Origin of the sequence: Haloechinothrix halophila YIM 93223 (assembly GCF_000504245.1) — a bacterium.
Lineage (GTDB): Bacteria > Actinomycetota > Actinomycetes > Mycobacteriales > Pseudonocardiaceae > Haloechinothrix_A > Haloechinothrix_A halophila.
The window spans coordinates 3,113,144-3,130,431 of record NZ_KI632509.1 but is presented as its reverse complement, the minus strand read 5'-3'; the positions used below and the strand labels follow the sequence as shown (position 1 = coordinate 3,130,431).

Sequence of the window (17,288 nt, the reverse complement as noted above, 5' to 3'; positions counted from 1 at the left end):
ACGAGTGCCTCGCGGGGCTGCCGTCGCGCCACGGAAAGGTGCACGATGGATGGGTGCGAATCGGTGTCGGAGTCTCGACGGTGCGGGACCCCAGCGAGGCGGCGTCCGAAGCCACGACGACGGCGCTCGCCGGGCTCAACGACGAGCCCGCGACGTTCGCGGTGCTACTGACCTCGCCGGAGTACCGCGACGACGCGATGGACGTCCTCGCCGCCGTACACGACACCGCCGCGCCGGACGCGCTCATCGGGTGCGTTGCGGAGACGGTCGTCGCGAACGCCCGCGAGCTCGAAGGGGAGCCATCCGTCGCGGTGTGGCTGGCGTCGTCGGCCGAGCGGGTGGAAACGTTCCACCTGGAGTTCGTCCGCACGCCCTCCGGCGGCCTGTTCGCGGGATACGAGTTCGGCCACGCGAATGATGACTTCCACCTGCTACTACCCGATCCGTACTCATTCCCCGCGGATGTGCTGCTGGACCACCTCAACGCGCATCGGCCCGGCGTGCGGATCATGGGCGGCATGGTCAGCGGGGGTGGCGGGCCCGGTGGATGCCGGTTGTTCCGCGACGGTGACGTGGTTGACTCCGGCGCGGTCGGCGTGCGGCTGCCGGGCTGGCGCGGGCTGACCGTGGTCTCGCAAGGTTGCCGGCCGATCGGCGAGCCCTACACCGTCACCGGCAGCAGTGGCACCGTGCTGACCGGCCTCGGCGGACGCCCGCCGCTGGATCGGCTGCGGGAGAGCATCGCAGCACTGCCCGATGACCAGCGCGACGCCGCCGAACGCGGACCGCAGATCGGCATCCTGGTAGATGAGTATGTCGACGACCCGCAGCGCGGCGACTTCCTTGTCAGGGCGATTCTCGGCGCGGACCAGGAATCTGGCGCCATCCAGGTGGGCGACGCCGTTGAGGTGGGCACCACGGTACGGTTCCAGGTCCGCGACGCCGCGAGCGCGGAGGAGGACCTGCGCGAGCGGCTCAGGAACGTGATCGCGGAGACGCCTCGTCGACCGGCTGGTGCGCTGCTGTTCACCTGCAATGGCCGAGGCAGCCGGATGTTCGACGTCGCCGACCACGACGCGGCACTCATCGCGGACTCGCTCGGCGGGATTCCGATGGCGGGGTTCTTCGCCGCGGGGGAGTTGGGACCGGTCGCCGGGCGCAACGCGTTGCACGGGTTCACGGCGTCGCTGGCGCTGTTCGTCTCGGAGTAGCGCACCGGCGTGGCCCGGCAGCCTCGGCGTCAGTCCTGGGTCATTCCTGGCCTGCGGACCGCAGGTCCTGGTAGCGGTACCGCCCCAGTTTCGTTGTCTGTTCGCCCCTGCGGATACCGACTTCTCGGGCGAACAGCGGACTGGCGAACACGAACGTGTGGTACTCGCCGTTCTCGCCGGCGGGATCGACCTCTGCCGGGAGGTCCGTGAGGAACTGTTCGTCCACGTCCCGGCCGCAGTACGCGCCGTCGAGCTGGTCGGTGTCGACGCAGACGACGACCGCCCGGTGCCGCTCACGCAGCAGCTGCGCCATCAGGTGCGTGGTATCGCGGCCCCACAACGGAAAGAGCGCCTCGATGCCGAGCGCGCCGAGCTGTGCCTCGCGGTAGGCGCGCACGTCCGTCAGGTGCAGGTCCCCGAACGCCACGCGCGTGACGCCGTCCGCGCGCAGCGCCCGCATCGCGGTGGCGATGGCGGTCTCATACTCGGCGTTGCTGGCGTGCTCGGGTAACTGGATTTCGCGACAGGGGAGTCCGAGCGCCGATGCCTGCTCGTGCAGTAGCTCGGCGGGGACGTCGTGCATCACGGCGTGGCTGGTGCTGTCCACGACGTTGATCAGCAGCTCAGCGACATCGACGCCGTGCGCGGTGAGCTCAGCCAGCGCGAGCAGGCTGTCCTTGCCACCGCTCCACGACAACGCCACCGGCCCGGTCTCCACGATTCCGGGGTACCACACGCCCGCGCGGTTGGCCACGTGCGAAGCGCACGAGGGCCACGGCGGTTGCGCCTGGGGCCCACCCGCTTGTGCGGGCGGGCCCGGCCGCGATCTTGATGCTGTTAGGCGATACGTATGACCAAACAGCATCAAGATCCATGGAGGCTGGCGGTGGCGCGCGGCGCGAGCAACGGCTCGGCGACAACCCGGCCCGCCCACGTCGCATCCCACCCTTGACGTGTACCCCGATACCGCGCGACCATGGCGTAATACGCAACGGTTGTGAATAGCGCAACCCATAGCGAGGGGTGCTTCATGCGGATCCTGATTGCCGACACCTTTCCCGACGACGCCGTCACCGCGCTCCGTCGCGACGGCCACCAGGTCACCCACCAGTCCGATACGACGGCCGATGCGCTCCCGCACGCCGTGGGTGGCCACGACGTGCTCGTCGTCCGGAGCACCCGGGTGACGGCGGAAACCATCGCACGTGCCACGAACCTGCGACTGGTGATCAGGGCCGGCTCGGGCACGAACACCATCGACTGCACGGCGGCTGCCGAGCGCGGCATCGCCGTGTGCAACGTCCCCGGCCGCAACGCCGTCGCCGTGGCGGAGTTGACCTTCGCCTTGCTGCTCGCGCTGGACCGCAACGTCCCCGATGCCGTCGCGGACCTCCGCGCCGGGCGCTGGGACAAGAAGCGCTACGCCGCCGCGCGCGGCATCCTCGGGCGACGGGTCGGTGTCGTCGGGCTCGGGCAGATCGGGCTCGCGTTCGCCGAACGGGCGACGGCGTTCGGCGCGCACGTCTACGCCGTGGCGAAGTCGGGGCGGCCCCGGCACCTGGCGGACCGCGCTCGCGCGGCCGGGGTCAGCTTCGTCGACAGCATCGAGACGCTGGCCGACACCTGCGACGTCCTGTCGTTCCACGTTCCGGCCACGGCGGACACCCGGCGTCTCGTCGGGCGCGAGCTGCTGGCGCGCGTGCGGCCGGGGACATTCGTGCTGAACACCTCGCGCTCCGACGTCATCGACGAGGACGCGCTGATCGAAGCCATGGATACCAAGGGTGTCCGGGCGGGACTCGACGTCTTCGACGACGAACCAGGACAGTCGACCGGCACGATCGACTCTCCGCTCGCGCGGCACCCGAACGTCTACGGCACCCACCACATCGGAGCGTCCACCGAGCAGGCGCAGCAGGCCATCGCCGACGAGGTGGTGCACATGATCCAGGAGTACGAACGGGGACGGATGTTGCACCGCGTCACTCCCGACACATCTTCGCTCGCGTACGCGGGGCGGTCATGAACTCGCCATCCCGGAACGTCGACGTCCTCGCCGCGCCGGAGGCACCCCTGGTCGCGCCGAGCTCGCCCCGGGTATTGGTCGCGAACCAACGCCAGGCGGCACGACTGTCCGAACTGGACGCCACGCTCACCGGCGGCTCACTGGAGGCGGCCCGCATGGATGCGGCGCGGCTGCGGCAGCTCGCCAGACAGGAGCTGTTCACGCAGCCGCCCGATGGGGCGGTGATCGTGTATCGCCTTGCGGTGGACGGCCACGCGCAGACCGGAGTGCTCGCCGATATCGGCATCCGGGACTACCGCGCCGGTCGGGTGCGCCGTCACGAGGCGACCCAGCCGGAGCGCGTGCGCAGGCTCGAAGAATTACTCGCGGCGACGCGGTGCGAGCTCGTCCCGATCATGCTGACCCACCAGCCCCGGCCCCGGCTCGGGGCACTGACCGCGAGCATCACCCAGCGGCCACCGGACGTCGAGTTGGCCGGGGACAACGTCTCGCAGTCGGTCTGGATCGAGCAGCCCGGTGCACTGGCTGACGACATCCGCGCCGATATCAGCGACATCGACACCCTCTACATCGCCGACGGGCATCACCGCATGGCCGCCGCCGAACGGTACGCCACCCATCACCTTGGCGGCGGCGACGACGCCGTGCTCGGGGTGCTCTTTCCCGCCGATCAGCTCCGGCTGCTGGGCTACCACCGCTGCCTGCCTCGCCCCGGCGGTGTGTCCGCATCTGATCTGCTCGACGTGCTGGCGTCCCAGCCCGCGACCGAGTCACTTCGGCAGTGCCTGTCCGATGACGTCTCGATCGAGCCGGGGACCGTGGCGGTGTGGCTGGACGGCCACTGGTACCGGCTACGGCTGCGGGTGCCTCGGTCGGCCGATCCCTGTGCGTCGCTGGACGTCACGGTGCTAGAGGAAGGCGTGCTCGGCCCGCTGGCGGGGGCGACAGGGACGCGCGTCTTGCCGCTGCCCGGTAACCAGGATGCGCGCGGAGTCGCCGACTGGTGCGCCGACCACAACGCGATCGGCTTCCTGCTCCACCCGCCCAGCGTGGCTGACCTTTTCGCGGTCGCGGACGCGGGCAAGGTCATGCCGCCGAAGTCGACGTGGTTCGACCCCAAGGCGCGCGCCGGGCCGTTCCTGCGCGACCTCGGATAGCGACCCACGGCGACAGCACCTGCTCGGCGGGGTGCGCTGATGCGGCACGCGGTTCGGCTGACCGGTCTACGGCGTTCGTCCAGTCACCACAGCCCCGCGCGACGCTTCCCGCCCCGGTGACGGCGCCGCGCCCGCACGACCCGGTCGCGCAGGTCAGGGCGTTGCGAATGACGTCCCACGTCCGTGGTCGATTGACCATTCCGGCTACCGGGTACCCGAGCGATCAGAGAGACCGCCCACCAGTGGCGGCGCCGATAGACGTGCCCAGTCGGAGGACATGAGCACGTCGCGCTGCGGCCAGCGGGACCGATCGACCGGCTCGGCGAGTCTCGGACGCCGCACGCGATCGGCCGGAGAAGGGAGGTTGGCATGACAGCCACGGAGACAACCGTCGAGGCCAACGACAACGGACACGAACGTTCGACCGCTCACTTGGTGAAGGACGTCTCGCAACAGACCTCGCACCTGATGCGGGCCGAGGCGAAGCTGGCCGTCCATGAGGTGACCGCGAAGGCCAAGCGCGCCGCGGCCGGTGCTGGCTTGCTCGCCGCGGCCGGCGTCATCGCCCTGTATGGCGGCGCGGGTCTCCTCGCCGCGCTGATCATGGTGATCGCCATCGCCCTGCCGGGCTGGGCCGCCGCGCTCATTGTTGGTGGTGGCCTGGTGGTGCTCGGCGCCGTCCTCGGCCTCATCGGCGCGCTGCTGGTGCGTAAGGCGGCGCCACCGACACCGGAGGACACCATCACCAGCGTCAAGACAGACGTCGAGACGGTGAAGGAAGGTGCACGGCGATGACCGAGATACCGCGGCGCACGGACCACCTGCCCGAGCGGGAATCAGACCAACGGACCGAAGAGAAGACCATGCCGGGCAGCACGCCGACCGTGGCGGACCTGCGGCAGGACGTCGAGCTGACCCGCGAGGAGCTGGCCGACACGGTGTCGGAGCTCGCGCGGAAGCTGGACGTCAAGACCCGCACCAGCGAGTCGATGCGGCGGCAGGTCGCTTCAGCGCAGCGCCATCCCGCCGTGGTCGGCGCGTCCACGCTTGGTTTGCTCGGCCTGATCGCGACGCTGATCGTCGTCAAACGCTTGCGGAACCGCTGATCGTGGCCGCGGTGGGGGCGGTGCCGCCCGCCGCGGCCTTCGTGTGGCTCGCGGTCGCGCACCTGTGGCTGGGCGGGGTGGAACCGGCGACGGCGACAGTGCCGTGGGCGAGCCCGCTCGGTATCGAACTCAGCTTCCGGGTGGACACCCTCTCGCTCGTCATGGCGCTGATCGTCACCGGGATCGGCGCCGTCGTACTCGCCTACCAGGGCTGGTACGGCCGCGGTGAGCGAGGCACCGCACGCGAGACAGTGGTGCTGGTCGCGTTCGCCGGGGCGATGCTCGGGCTCGTGCTCGCCGACGACATCGTCGGGCTGTATCTCTTCTGGGAACTGACGACGCTGTGCTCGTTCCTGCTCATCGGCGGGCCGGGCCGGTCGAGCGACCGGCGCCGACACGCTGTTCAGGCGCTGCTGGTCACCACGCTCGGTGGTTTCGCCATGCTGCTCGGACTGGTCATGCTGGGGGAGGCGGCGGGAACCTGGCGATTGTCGGGCATCGTGGCCGCCGCGCCAACCGGCTCCGCGGTCGACGTCGCCTTGGTGCTGGTACTGATCGGGGCACTGGCGAAGTCGGCGCAGGTGCCGCTGCACTCCTGGCTGCCGGCCGCGATGGTGGCGCCAACACCGGTGAGCGCCTACCTCCACGCGGCGGCGATGGTCAAGGCGGGCGTGTACTTGGTGGCCAGGCTCGCGCCCGGCTTCGCGCCGAACCCGCTCTTCGTCGGGATAGTGACCGTCGTCGGGCTGGCGTCGTTGCTGCTCGGCGGCTACCGCGCGTTGCGGACCGACGATCTCAAACTGCTGCTGGCCTATGGCACGATCAGCCAGCTCGGGTTGTTGCTGGTGTTGTTCGGCTGGGGTACGCGCACCGCGGCGCTGGCGGGAATGACGCTGCTTGTGGCGCACGCGCTGTTCAAGTCGGCGCTGTTTCTCACAACGGGTGCGGTGGAGAAGACGACCGGCACCCGCTTGATCGGGGAGTTGTCCGGGGTCGGCAGGAGGTGGCCGCTGCTTGCGGCGGCAGCCGTGCTCGCGGCGGCGTCGATGGCCGGGCTGCCACCGCTGCTCGGGTTCGTCGCGAAAGAGGCCTCGTTCGAGGCCTTCCTCGGCAGCGGCGCCGACGCGGTGGTGTTGGTGATGATCGTGGCCGGGACGATGCTCACCGTCGCCTACTCGATCCGGTACCTCTGGGGCACGTTCGCCACCAAACCGGACGTCCCAGTCAGCACGGGCGCCACACCGTGGCCGCCGTTGCTCGCGGTCGCCGTGCCCGCGGTGGCGAGCCTGGTGCTCGCGGTCGCCACCAGCTCCGTATACGACGTCATGACGCCCTATGCGGACGTGCTGCCCGATCATCACGGCTACAAGCTCGAGTTGTGGCACGGCCTGACACCGACGCTGGCGCTGTCGGCGCTGGTGCTGCTGACGGGCTACGTGCTCTATCTGGCGTCGCCGCTGGTGCGGCGGTTGCCCCGGCTATTGGACGCACAACGCGGTTATGCCCACACAGTGCACGGCTTCGACGCGTTCGCCCGCGCGGTCACCGGGCGCACCCAGGTCGGGTCGCTGCCGGCCTACCTCGGGGTCACCTTGCTGACGGTGCTCGCGGTGCCCGCCGCCATGCTGGTCACGGGCAACGGCGTCGCGGAGGGGCTGCGGCCTTGGGACGTGTGGGTGCAGGTTCCGCTCGCCGGGATCATCGTGCTCGGCTGCGCCGGGGTACTCGCCGCGCGGCGCAGGCTCACCGCAGTGCTCTTCATCGGCAGCGCTGGCTACTCGATCGGCGCCCTGTTCCTCGTGCACGGCGCGATCGATCTCGCGCTGGCGCAGTTCCTGATCGAGACGCTGAGCTTGGTGGTGTTTGTCTTGGTGCTGCGTCAGTTCCCCGCTGCCTTCACGGGCGGGCATGACACCGCGAACGACAACGCCAGTGACGCCGGCAGGGGGAGTTCGCGCGAGACCGCCCGCCCCACGGCGACGTTCCGGTGGCTCAAGGCGACGATCGCGGTGATCGGTGGTGGCGTCGTCGCGGTCGGTGCGGTGCTGCTGTCCGGCCAGCGCGGTGCGACGGCCGAGGCCAGTGCGTACTACCTGCGGCACGCCAAAGACGACACCGGCGCGTCCAATGTGGTCACCGCGGTCCTCGTCGACTACCGGGCGATGGACACGATCGGCGAGATCAGCGTGCTCGTCGTCGCTGTCACCGGCGCAGCGGGGTTGATCATGGCCGCCAGCAGGGCGGTCCGGCACTTCGAACCGCCCCAGCGGCGCGCCGACGAACTCACGGATCGGGTGGATGGTGAGGCCGATGGCGTCGAGCAGTGATCGCGATGTCCCGCAGGGCCCCGAGGACAGGGACACACCCCGGCAGCCGTGGCTGCTTGCCGTCGCGGAGCAGCCGCCGCTGCGGCGATCCGTTGTCCTTGAGGTCACTGCCCGCGCGGTCTTCCCAACGGTGTTGCTGCTGTCGGTGCACCTGCTGTTCGCGGGCCACTACGCCCTCGGCGGTGGCTTCGCGGGCGGCCTCGTTGCGGGACTGGCGTTCGTGTTGCGCTACGTCGTCGCGGGCAGCGCGGAGCTGTCCTCGGCGGTCCGCATCCGGCCGCTCGCGTTGACCGGCGCGGGGCTCGGCCTCACCACTGTCGTCGCGCTGCTGCCTGCCGCCTTCGGCGCGCCGGTGCTGGCCTCGGGCTCGCTGACACTGCATCCGCCGTGGGGCACCGAGATCACCCTCAGCAGCAACCTGGCGCTCGACGTCGGGGTGTACCTGCTCGTCCTCGGCGCCGTGCTCGATCTGCTGCGCACGCTCGGTGCCGGGGTGCACGCGAGTGAAGGGGAGGAGGAGTAGTGCCGATCAACACGACCCTTGTCGTCGCGCTCGCCGTGATCTACAGCGCTGGCTTCTACCTGTTGATGCAGCGCTCGCTGATGCGGGTGCTGCTGGGCATCGTGCTCGTCGGCCACGGCGCCAACCTGTTCCTGCAGGCGGCGGGCGGACCGGCGGGCGAACCGGCCACGGCGGGCACGCCGATCGGCGCGGTGTCTGACCCGCTGCCACAGGCGATGGCGCTCACCGCGATCGTGATCACCTTCGCCGTCACCGTGTTGCTGCTCGCGCTCGCCTATCGGTCCTCGGTGCTGCTCAACGACGACGAGGTGCGAGACGACGTCGAGGATCGCCGGATCAGGCAGGCGCCGGAGAGCGAGGACGAGCCAGCGTCGGTGATCTCGTTGCGGGAGGACGGGCAGTGACCGGCCTGCTCGTCGCGGTGCCCGCCCTGCTACCACTGCTGGCGGCAGGGGTGTCGCTGCTGGTCAGCCGGGTCCGGCACGCGCAGCGGGTGGTTAGCGGTGTCGCGCTCGGCGCGGTGCTTGTCGACGCCGCAGTGCTGCTCGTCGTCGTGGACGCCAACGGCACGGTGGTCCTGCGGCTCGGCGGCTACCCGCCGCCGGCGGGCATCACGCTGGTCGCCGACCGGCTGTCCGCGCTGATGGTGCTGGTCTCGGCCGTGGTGACCATCGCGGTGCTGCTGTACGCGCTCGGGCAGCGCGTCGCCGATCACGGTCCCACCGTGACCACCTCGTTTCATCCGGTCTACCTAGTGCTCAGCGCAGGCGTGATGCTGGCGTATCTGACCGGGGACCTGTTCACGCTGTTCGTGGCATTCGAACTGATGCTCACCGCCTCGTACGTGCTCATCACGCGGGGCGTGACGGCGGACCGGGTGCGCGCGGCGATGACGTACGTGATCACCGGGCTGACATCGACGTTGCTGTTCATCACCCTGATCGCGCTGGTCTACGCGGCGACGGGCACGGTGAACTTCGCTGACCTCGGTGAGAAGCTGGCAGACGTTGACCCCGGGATGCGCGGCGCGTTGAGCCTGCTGTTCCTGACCGTGATCGGCATCAAGGCCGCGATCGTGCCGCTGCACTTCTGGCTGCCGGACAGCTATCCAACCGCGCCCGCGCCAGTGACGGCGGTATTCGCGGGGTTGCTGACGAAAGTGGGTGTCTACGCGCTCATCCGGGTGCAGACGGCGGTGTTCGCTCACCACGACGTCTGGCACGTGCTGCTGGTCGCCGCGCTGGTGACGATGCTGCTCGGCGCACTGGGCGCGGTGGCGCAGGATGATGTCAACCGGATGTTGTCGTTCCTGCTCGTCAGCCACATCGGGTACATGCTGTTCGGGCTCGGCCTGTTCAGTAAGGCGGGCCTGACCGGGGCGATTCTCTACGCGCTGCACCACATCACGGTGCAGGCAGGGCTGTTCCTGGTGCTGGGGCTTGTCGCGAGGCACACCGGGGCGACGTCGCTGCGCCGGATGCCGGGTGGCGTGGCGCGGCAGCGGCCCTTGCTCGCGACGTTGTTCGCGATCGGGGCGGTCAATCTGGCCGGGTTGCCACCACTGTCCGGGTTTCTCGCCAAGGTCACGCTGCTGCGTGGCGGTGCCGCGAGCGATGACGAACTGGGCGTGGTGCTCGCGGGCGCCGCTGTCGTCGTCAGCTTCGTGACGCTGTACGCCCTCGCCAGGGTGTGGGTGATCGCGTTCTGGGGCGGTGCACGCGAGGGCGATGCTGACGCGGAGCGCTCAGATGCCGAGTTGTCGCCGGTGATGACCACGGCCTGCACCCTGCTCATCGGTGCCGGCGTGGCGATGGCCGCGTTCGCTGGGCCGCTGTCCGCCGTTGCCGATCGCGCCGCGACTCACGTGCTCGACGTGACGTCGTACCGGTCGGCCGTGCTGGGAGGTCAGCGATGACATCGGCGACGCCTCGCTGGGGACGGCTGCCACGCCGTGGCCCGACGCTGCTGTGGCTGGTCGCGGTCTGGCTGGTGCTGTGGTGGGAGGTGACGCCGCTGGCGGTGACGTCCGGGATCGCTGTCGCGGTGGCCATCGTGGTGCTGTTTCCGCTGCCTGACGTGGCCGAACGGCTGGTGGTGCGGCCGGGGCCGCTCGTGCTGCTCACCGGGTTCGTGCTGTCCGACGTCGCGGTCTCCGGGGTGCGAGTGGGCTGGGATGCGGTACGACACGGCGGCAGGGTGCGGACGGCGATCGTCGCGGTCGAGCTGCTCAGCGACGACGACGTGCCCACCGCGATCGCGGCGAACCTGCTGACGCTCTCGCCGGGCACCTTCGTCGTGGCGATCGACCGGACCGAGCGACGGTGCTACGTGCACGCGCTGGGCACGGCGGGCGCCGAGGATGTGGCGCAGGTGCGCACCACCGCGTACCGGTTGCAGCGGCTGGTGCTGCGCACGTTCGGGACGCGGGCCGATGTCGGGACGGACCGGGAGGTGAGCCAATGACGACGGTGGTCACGGTGACGTTCGGGCTGCTCGCCGCCGCGGTGCTGCTTGCGATGGGACGACTGTTGCGAGGTCCTTCCACGCTGGATCGGATCGTGGCGCTGGAGACGATTGTCGTGCTGATCGTGGCGGGTGTCGTGACCAACATGGCCATGACAGGGCGGTCGGGGGAGCTGGCGCTGCCGCTGACCGTGGCGTTGGTCGGCTTCGTCGGCTCGCTCACGGTGGTCAGGACGATCGTGGAACGGCGGAGGCACCGATGATCGACGTGGTCTCGGCCGTGCTGCTGGTCGCTGGCGGCCTGATTGGCCTTGCGGGCGCGATCGGGCTTGTGCGCTTTCCCGACGTGATGAGCAGGGTCCAGGCGGCCACGAAGCCGCAGACGTTGGGTTTGCTGCTCATCCTGGTAGCGGCAGCGCTGCGGCTTGACCCGAAGACGGCTGCCGGCCTCGCGCTGGTCGCGCTGTTTCAGGTGATCACCGCGCCGGTGCTGGCGCAGCTGATTGGCAGGACCGCGTACCGAACCGGGCACGTCGTCGGCCTGTCCCGCGACGACCTCGCCCGGGACAACGCCGACCGCGATGAAGCCCGGGATGAGCGAGACCACGACCAACCGGAGGCTTAATCTCGGGTCGAGTGGGTACTCGCGACAGGTGACACACTTCGATGAGACCGCACGCGAGCCCGAGATCGACGACGAGGCGCCGGTTGGCGACGCGCTTGAGCAGCGCACGGCGGCCAAGGGTGAGCGGGCCCCGCAGCCGGACGGAATGTTCGGACGCGAGGTCAGCGACGTCGACGCCGCCGACCAAGCGATTCCAGCGGGCTTCGACGATGACGACGCGACCGTCACCAGCGAGGAGTGGGACGAGCGCTAACCCGCACGCCCGCGCCGATACGCCAGCCCCGCGTGCCCCGCCGCGCCGCCGCACGCCACGCCGCCGTCAGCCAACTTGATCTTCTTTGCTCCCTGATTGACCAGAATAGGCCGTCAAAACGGACAAAATATGGTTACTCAAGGAGCAAAGGAGATCAACTCCGCCGGCGGACGGGACGTGGCTAGGCACGCGCAGCCGCAGCAGCCGAGGGCCGTGCCGGCCGCGCCGTGCTGATGTGCTCATGGCATTGTCTCCGTCTCATCGGGCGATGTGAATGACGTATGCCAACCGTTCACCGCGAATGTGCCCTATTCGTCGAATTCGAATGGCAGACCGGCGACGCACTGCTCGTACTTCTCGTCCAGTTCTTGCTGGCTGTGCGCCCCGATGAAAATGTGCGCGAGCTCGTAGCTGTAGCTGTCCTGTGCCGCGGCATCGGACAGCCAGACACCGTCGTCGATGACGATCTCTACCCAGGCGTCGGACACGTGGCCCTGCACCCGCTCGATGTCCTCGGCCGAGGGCACCCTGCGCACGTAGGCGTCCTCGAAGCGGCGCAGATACCACTTGGCCGCGTGCTCGTACGGGCCCTGGCCGTCGGGCAGCGCGGGATCGAGGCCGAGCGCGAGCCGGATCATGCACTGGTGGTTCGGTGTTCCGTCCACCAGCTCGAACAGCCGCGCGTGCGACTGCGAGTGGCGCGGATTCACCTCGAGCAGCGCCAGCCGCTCGTGCACCGGGTCGGCGAAGAACTCGATGTTGAACGCCACCGATTCCAGGCCGATCTGGCGGATGACCTTGCGGGATGCGTCGATCGCCCGGTCGATCATGTCCTCGGACAGCGTTGACGGATATTCGTAGCGCAGGAAGCTGGAGCTGCCCGCGTACGGCACCGAGTCGACGATGCCGTAGATGTGGATGTCAGTGCCGTCGTTATAGCCCTCGACGGTGAGCTGCGCGCCGCTGATCTCGGCCTCGGCGAGGCAGGCGTTGCCGCCGATCGCCGCGATATCGTCCGGCAAGTCCAGCTGACTCAGCACATACTCGAACGGGTCGCCGATGCGGTGGATGCCGTCGCGGATTTCGGCGAGGGCGTTGGCGAACTCGGCGTCGTCGCACACCTTGAACGCCAGCTCCGAGGAGAACGACTTCACCGGCTTGATCCACATCGGATAGTCGAGTCCTTCGGGCGGCGCGGTGTCGTGGAAAGGATCGACCAGCCCGAACGCCGGGTAGTCGTCTATCACCTTGGCCTGCTCCAGCCTGCTCCAGTACTTGTGCTCGCATTTGACGACCGCGTCCAGGTCCGCGCTACGCAGGCCGAACCGGGCGCACAGCATCGGCACCATCGAGCTGATCGGGAAGTCCCAGTAACCCACGATCGCATCGATGGGACCGTCGAACGCCTCCAACTGCACGGTGGCCTTGTCCAGTAGCCCTGGCAGATCGATCTCGTCCGCCTGCAGCTCCGCGATACTCAGCAGCGGGTGAAACCGCAGGCCGGGTGCGTCGACGTCGCGCAGCGTCGCGAGATTCATCTCGTCAAGGCCGAGCACGAAGACGTTCTTACTGGTCATGCCATCCCTCCGAGCCTGTCGTGACATGGACTCGACAACGGGATACCCCGAGCCGCGCAGCCGCACACCGCACGCGTGGTATGCCGTCGCGGTGTGGGCTGATCAGCTGACGATGGCGGTCACCGTCGCCGATGGCGGTCACCGTCGCCGATGCCGGCGACCGCGCCGTCGGCCGGTGACCACGTTGCGGTAGGCCAGCCAGAATCCCAACGTCGCGAGCCCGAACACTCCGCTGAGCGCTGTGAGACCGAGCGCGACGACACTCCACGTCTCGAGGGTCGTTCCGAGCACGGTCAGCACGGCCAGCGCGACACCACAGACCGCGAAGATCGCTCCCCACCACCGCAAGAGCGCCACCCTCGAGCGCAACCGTGGGTTCGCCTGCGCCGCGCCTGGCCCTTCGTGATGTGCCAGGGAGACTTGAGCGAAGCGCGTATCGGTCTCGGTGTCCGGTGGCCGCCAGTTTTGGAACGCTGCAACGAGCGCGGGATCGTCCTCGGCAAGATGGCGAGCGAGGATGGCCAGTTGCCGGCGATCACGCTGGTTGAGCATCGTGCTCCTTCCGGAAACCACGGGCGGCAGGCGGGTTGTCCGGATGCCCTCGATGAGCCTGATGAGCGGTTCTCGCGTTCGGCTCGGTTCGCGTGGGCCTTCCGTATTGACGAGTACCACCGCGGTCGTCAGCGGCAAACCCGTTCAGGGGTGAGGTGATACTGAATCGGTTAAATCTGCGGGCTAGAACTGCGCCGTACGGGTGGCATCGAGGCACCCTGGCGAATCGGCGTCGAGGCACGCGCTCGCCTGGCTACGTCTCGCGGACTGCGTCACAGGGCCGATCACAGTACCGTGAGCAGACATGATCGGCTTGCCCGAGACCGTCCGAGCGTGCCTCTTCGACCTGGACGGCGTGCTGACGTCGACAGTGCGTCTGCATCGGCTGGCGTGGCGGCGTACCTTCGACGACTTCCTCCTCGAATACAGCGGCCCGAAGTTCGAGCCCTTCACCGAGCAGGACTACGCCGCCCACGTCGACGGCAGGACGCGTGCCGATGGGGTGCGGGAATTCCTTGCGTCCAGGGGAATCGAGCTGCCGAACGGACACCATGACGACCCGCCCGGCGCCAAGACGATCAACGGCGTCGGCAATCGGAAGAACGAGTTGCTGCACCGCATCATCGCCGAGGAGGGGGTCGAACCGTACCCCGGATCTGTCCGATTCCTTGAAGCGGCGCGGAGCGCTGGCCTCGCCATCGCCGTGGTGACCTCGTCGGCCAATGGTGCCACGATGCTCGACGCGACTGGGCTGACACCGTTCGTCCAGGCCAGGGTGGATGGCGTGGTGATCCGCCGTGACGGACTGCGCGGCAAGCCCGCACCGGATGCGTTTCTGGCGGCCGCGAATGAACTGGGTGTGGCTCCCGAGCACGCCGCCGTGTTCGAGGACGCGCAGGCAGGCGTGGCTGCTGGGAGGGCAGGTGGATTCGGCTACGTGGTCGGGGTCGACCGGACAGGCCAGGCAGCGGCGCTGCGAGCGCGGGGTGCCGATGTGGTCGTTGCGGACCTCGCCGACCTGCTGGAGGACTGATGCAGACGACACCTGATCAGGGCTACGTGTGCCATCCGTGGGAGCTGCGGTGGCGCGGCCTCGACGTCTCGCAACTGGAGCGGACGGAGTCGACGTTCGCACTGTCCAATGGCCACATCGGCATGCGGGGAACGCTCGAGGAGGGCGAGCCTCGAGGCCTGCCGGGTACCTATCTGAACGGGTTCTACGAAGAACATCCATTGCCCTATGCCGAGGGAGGCTACGGCTACCCCGAATCCGGCCAGACGGTTGTCAACGTGACGGACGGCAAGATCATTCGCGTCCTCGTGCAGGACGAACCGCTCGACGTGCGTTATGGCGAGACCGTCTCGCACGAGCGGGTGCTCGACTTTCGCGCCGGGACCTTGCGTCGTACTACCGAATGGCACTCGCCAACCGGACGTCGCGTCCGCATCCGTACCGAGCGCCTGGTGTCCTTCACACAGCGCGCGGTGGCGGCTATCCGGTACCAGATCGAGCCGCTGGACAACGACATCCAGCTCGTCGTGCAGTCCGACTTGCTCGCCAACGAGCCGATCGAGCCCGAGTCGGGGGATCCGCGGGTGGCTGTCGCGCTGGAGGAGCCGCTGGTGGCCGAGTTCGCGGCGTCGATGAACCATCGGGCGGCGCTGGTGCATCGAACCGCCATGTCGGGGCTGCGGATGGCGGCCGCCATGGACCACGAGATCGACGCACCCGATTCGCTCGAGACCACCATCGTGGCCGAAGAGGACCTGGCCCGGCTGACGGCAGCGGTGGACGTGCCACTCGGCGAGTCGTTCACGATCACGAAGTTCCTCGGTTACGGCTGGTCATCCGAGCGGTCGGCTCCCGCGTTGCGGGCACAAGTCGAGGCGGCGCTGGCGGGCGCGGCGCAGACCGGGTGGGATGGCTTGCTGGCCGAGCAGCGAGGCTTTCTCGATGATTTCTGGGCCTCGGCCGACATCGAGATCGACGGCGATCCCGAGCTGCAGCAGGCCCTTCGATTCGCACTGTTCCATGTTCTGCAGGCCGGCGCCCGCGGTGAGAGCAGGGCCATTGCCGGCAAGGGACTCACCGGGCCTGGCTACGACGGGCATGCGTTCTGGGACACCGAGGCGTTCGTGCTGCAGATGCTGACCTACACGCTGCCGGGTTCGGCCCGTGATGCGCTGGGATGGCGGCACACCACTCTGGACAAGGCACGAGCGCGGGCACGGCAGCTCGGTCTGCGCGGTGCGGCGTTCCCGTGGCGATCCATCAACGGCGCTGAGTGCTCCGCGTACTGGCCAGCGGGTACGGCCGCGTTCCACGTTGGGGCCGCGATCGCGGATGCCGTCATCCGGTACGTCAACGCCACCGCGGACACCGACTTCGAGCAGCACTACGGTGTAGAGCTCCTGGTGGAGACGGCGCGATTGTGGCTGTCGCTCGGTCACCACGAATCGACCGGCGAGTTCCGGATCGACGGCGTCACCGGCCCTGACGAGTATTCCGCTGTGAGCGACGACAACGTCTACACCAATCTGATGGCCCAGCAGAACTTGGCCGGAGCCGCCGATGCCTGTGACCGGCATCCCGACGTCGCTGCCCAGTTCGGGGTGGATGGTTCCGAGACGTCGGCGTGGCGCGCCGCGGCGGACGCGATGATGGTCCCCTATGACGACCGGCTGGGGGTGCATCCCCAGTCGGAGAGCTTCACTCGGTATGCGGAGTGGGACTTCGAGGGCACTCCTGCCGATCACTATCCATTGCTGCTGAATTACCCGTACTTCGACCTGTACCGCAAGCAGGTGGTCAAACAGGCCGACCTCGTCCTGGCCATGCACATGCGAGGAGACGCCTTCAGCCACGAGCAAAAGGTGCGCAACTTCGACTACTACGAGGCGCGTACCGTGCGTGACTCTTCGTTGTCCGCGGGAACCCAGGCGGTACTGGCGGCCGAGGTGGGGCATCTGGAGCTGGCCTACGACTACCTGGCCGAGGCTGCTTTCATCGATCTGCACGACCTGCATCACAACGTCCGCAACGGATTGCACATGGGGTCGCTGGCGAGCGCGTGGGTCGCTGTGGTCGCGGGATTCGGCGGGATGCGCAACCGCGGCGGGGAGCTCCGGTTCAGGCCCCAGCTACCGCCGGAACTTGATCGCATCGCCTTTCGCATGTGCTTCCGGCGCGCGCATCTCTTGGTCGAGGTGCGCGAAGCGGAGGCTACCTATCGTCTCCTCGGTGGCCGGTCGTTGCGCATCCACCACTTCGACGACGCGGTCACCGTGGGACAGGACGGCGTCACCATGCCGATCCCGGCAGCACCGTCGCTGCCACGGCCCGTCCAGCCTGCTGGTCGCGCGCCCACACGCAGGCAGCCGGAGCAGGTTCGACGTCGCTTCGCGATGGCCGAGCGGGGCGACGACGCCTTCCGGAAGGCATAGGCCCGCCGGGCGTAGGAGACGGTT

Annotated in this window: 18 protein-coding genes; 15 read left to right on the top strand and 3 right to left on the bottom strand. The window is 68.8% G+C overall.

Annotated elements, in window-relative coordinates; genetic code table 11:
* The first annotated feature begins 53 nt into the window (after window positions 1–53).
* A complete protein-coding gene (locus AMYHA_RS14355; RefSeq protein ID WP_034277283.1) occupies window positions 54–1,211 on the top strand; it encodes an FIST signal transduction protein in 1,158 nt (385 codons plus the stop codon).
* Between the two features lie 40 nt (window positions 1,212–1,251).
* Here the strand turns inward: AMYHA_RS14355 and AMYHA_RS14350 are convergent, their stop codons facing one another.
* Window positions 1,252–1,965 carry a Dph6-related ATP pyrophosphatase gene (locus AMYHA_RS14350; protein ID WP_051399921.1) on the bottom strand — a complete coding sequence of 238 codons (714 nt, stop codon included), beginning with the start codon at window positions 1,963–1,965 and terminating at the stop codon, window positions 1,252–1,254.
* 276 nt (window positions 1,966–2,241) lie between these two features.
* Here AMYHA_RS14350 and AMYHA_RS14345 point away from each other — a divergent pair, with 276 nt between their 5' ends.
* The 12 genes from AMYHA_RS14345 to AMYHA_RS14295 all read left to right on the top strand — a co-directional run bounded on the left by AMYHA_RS14345 (window position 2,242) and on the right by AMYHA_RS14295 (window position 11,691).
* A complete protein-coding gene (locus tag AMYHA_RS14345; RefSeq protein WP_034271709.1) occupies window positions 2,242–3,237 on the top strand; it encodes an NAD(P)-dependent oxidoreductase in 996 nt (331 codons plus the stop codon).
* A complete protein-coding gene (locus tag AMYHA_RS14340; protein ID WP_051399920.1) occupies window positions 3,234–4,394 on the top strand; it encodes a DUF1015 family protein in 1,161 nt (386 codons plus the stop codon). The genes AMYHA_RS14345 and AMYHA_RS14340 overlap by 4 nt, the downstream gene beginning before the upstream one ends.
* A gap of 369 nt (window positions 4,395–4,763) precedes the next feature.
* Window positions 4,764–5,189 carry a phage holin family protein gene (locus AMYHA_RS14335; RefSeq protein WP_034271707.1) on the top strand — a complete coding sequence of 142 codons (426 nt, stop codon included), beginning with the start codon at window positions 4,764–4,766 and terminating at the stop codon, window positions 5,187–5,189.
* Window positions 5,186–5,500, top strand: coding sequence for a DUF3618 domain-containing protein (locus AMYHA_RS27430; RefSeq protein ID WP_051399919.1), 315 nt, complete (start codon window positions 5,186–5,188; stop codon window positions 5,498–5,500). Before AMYHA_RS14335 ends, AMYHA_RS27430 begins: the two co-directional genes overlap by 4 nt.
* Before the next feature lie 2 nt (window positions 5,501–5,502).
* On the top strand, window positions 5,503–7,827 hold the full coding sequence (gene mbhE / locus AMYHA_RS14330) for a hydrogen gas-evolving membrane-bound hydrogenase subunit E (protein WP_051399918.1): 2,325 nt from the start codon (window positions 5,503–5,505) through the stop codon (window positions 7,825–7,827).
* Window positions 7,811–8,350 carry an MnhB domain-containing protein gene (locus AMYHA_RS14325; protein ID WP_051399917.1) on the top strand — a complete coding sequence of 180 codons (540 nt, stop codon included), beginning with the start codon at window positions 7,811–7,813 and terminating at the stop codon, window positions 8,348–8,350. The genes mbhE and AMYHA_RS14325 overlap by 17 nt, the downstream gene beginning before the upstream one ends.
* Window positions 8,350–8,754 (top strand): NADH-quinone oxidoreductase subunit K, encoded by a 405-nt coding sequence (locus AMYHA_RS14320; RefSeq protein ID WP_034271705.1) that lies wholly within the window; start codon window positions 8,350–8,352, stop codon window positions 8,752–8,754. Before AMYHA_RS14325 ends, AMYHA_RS14320 begins: the two co-directional genes overlap by 1 nt.
* Window positions 8,751–10,265: a Na+/H+ antiporter subunit D gene (locus AMYHA_RS14315; RefSeq protein ID WP_196776898.1), complete on the top strand. Its 1,515-nt coding sequence runs from the start codon at window positions 8,751–8,753 to the stop codon at window positions 10,263–10,265. Before AMYHA_RS14320 ends, AMYHA_RS14315 begins: the two co-directional genes overlap by 4 nt.
* Window positions 10,262–10,813 carry a Na+/H+ antiporter subunit E gene (locus AMYHA_RS14310; protein WP_051399916.1) on the top strand — a complete coding sequence of 184 codons (552 nt, stop codon included), beginning with the start codon at window positions 10,262–10,264 and terminating at the stop codon, window positions 10,811–10,813. Before AMYHA_RS14315 ends, AMYHA_RS14310 begins: the two co-directional genes overlap by 4 nt.
* Entirely contained in the window at window positions 10,810–11,076 is a 267-nt protein-coding gene (locus tag AMYHA_RS14305; protein WP_034271703.1) for a monovalent cation/H+ antiporter complex subunit F, read from the top strand. Before AMYHA_RS14310 ends, AMYHA_RS14305 begins: the two co-directional genes overlap by 4 nt.
* A complete protein-coding gene (mnhG, locus tag AMYHA_RS14300; protein ID WP_051399915.1) occupies window positions 11,073–11,438 on the top strand; it encodes a monovalent cation/H(+) antiporter subunit G in 366 nt (121 codons plus the stop codon). Before AMYHA_RS14305 ends, mnhG begins: the two co-directional genes overlap by 4 nt.
* Before the next feature lie 28 nt (window positions 11,439–11,466).
* The gene (locus tag AMYHA_RS14295) at window positions 11,467–11,691 is read left to right on the top strand and encodes a hypothetical protein (RefSeq protein ID WP_034271701.1); all 225 of its coding nucleotides are present in this window, start codon (window positions 11,467–11,469) and stop codon (window positions 11,689–11,691) included.
* Between the two features lie 308 nt (window positions 11,692–11,999).
* On the opposite strand, the gene AMYHA_RS14285 is transcribed toward AMYHA_RS14295, so the two are convergent.
* Complete coding sequence (locus AMYHA_RS14285; protein ID WP_034271696.1) at window positions 12,000–13,268, bottom strand: ATP-grasp domain-containing protein; 1,269 nt, start codon at window positions 13,266–13,268, stop codon at window positions 12,000–12,002.
* Window positions 13,269–13,406: 138 nt separating this feature from the next.
* Window positions 13,407–13,820 (bottom strand): DUF3040 domain-containing protein, encoded by a 414-nt coding sequence (locus tag AMYHA_RS14280; protein ID WP_034271694.1) that lies wholly within the window; start codon window positions 13,818–13,820, stop codon window positions 13,407–13,409.
* A gap of 304 nt (window positions 13,821–14,124) precedes the next feature.
* Here AMYHA_RS14280 and AMYHA_RS14275 point away from each other — a divergent pair, with 304 nt between their 5' ends.
* Window positions 14,125–14,853, top strand: a complete 729-nt coding sequence (locus AMYHA_RS14275; RefSeq protein ID WP_034271692.1) for a beta-phosphoglucomutase family hydrolase — start codon at window positions 14,125–14,127, stop codon at window positions 14,851–14,853.
* Window positions 14,853–17,264, top strand: a complete 2,412-nt coding sequence (locus AMYHA_RS14270) for a glycoside hydrolase family 65 protein (protein WP_034271689.1) — start codon at window positions 14,853–14,855, stop codon at window positions 17,262–17,264. Before AMYHA_RS14275 ends, AMYHA_RS14270 begins: the two co-directional genes overlap by 1 nt.
* Window positions 17,265–17,288 lie beyond the last annotated feature (24 nt).

What these genes read in the sequence shown, in the direction of transcription:
- AMYHA_RS14270 (WP_034271689.1), top strand. Translation starts at nt 14,853, where the DNA reads ATGCAGACGACACCTGATCAGGGCTACGTGTGCCATCCGTGGGAGCTG.
- AMYHA_RS14340 (WP_051399920.1), top strand. Translation starts at nt 3,234, where the DNA reads ATGAACTCGCCATCCCGGAACGTCGACGTCCTCGCCGCGCCGGAGGCA.
- AMYHA_RS14305 (WP_034271703.1), top strand. Translation starts at nt 10,810, where the DNA reads ATGACGACGGTGGTCACGGTGACGTTCGGGCTGCTCGCCGCCGCGGTG.
- AMYHA_RS14325 (WP_051399917.1), top strand. Translation starts at nt 7,811, where the DNA reads ATGGCGTCGAGCAGTGATCGCGATGTCCCGCAGGGCCCCGAGGACAGG.
- AMYHA_RS27430 (WP_051399919.1), top strand. Translation starts at nt 5,186, where the DNA reads ATGACCGAGATACCGCGGCGCACGGACCACCTGCCCGAGCGGGAATCA.
- AMYHA_RS14280 (WP_034271694.1), bottom strand. Translation starts at nt 13,820, where the DNA reads ATGCTCAACCAGCGTGATCGCCGGCAACTGGCCATCCTCGCTCGCCAT.
- AMYHA_RS14335 (WP_034271707.1), top strand. Translation starts at nt 4,764, where the DNA reads ATGACAGCCACGGAGACAACCGTCGAGGCCAACGACAACGGACACGAA.
- AMYHA_RS14285 (WP_034271696.1), bottom strand. Translation starts at nt 13,268, where the DNA reads ATGACCAGTAAGAACGTCTTCGTGCTCGGCCTTGACGAGATGAATCTC.
- AMYHA_RS14275 (WP_034271692.1), top strand. Translation starts at nt 14,125, where the DNA reads ATGATCGGCTTGCCCGAGACCGTCCGAGCGTGCCTCTTCGACCTGGAC.
- mnhG (WP_051399915.1), top strand. Translation starts at nt 11,073, where the DNA reads ATGATCGACGTGGTCTCGGCCGTGCTGCTGGTCGCTGGCGGCCTGATT.
- AMYHA_RS14310 (WP_051399916.1), top strand. Translation starts at nt 10,262, where the DNA reads ATGACATCGGCGACGCCTCGCTGGGGACGGCTGCCACGCCGTGGCCCG.
- AMYHA_RS14345 (WP_034271709.1), top strand. Translation starts at nt 2,242, where the DNA reads ATGCGGATCCTGATTGCCGACACCTTTCCCGACGACGCCGTCACCGCG.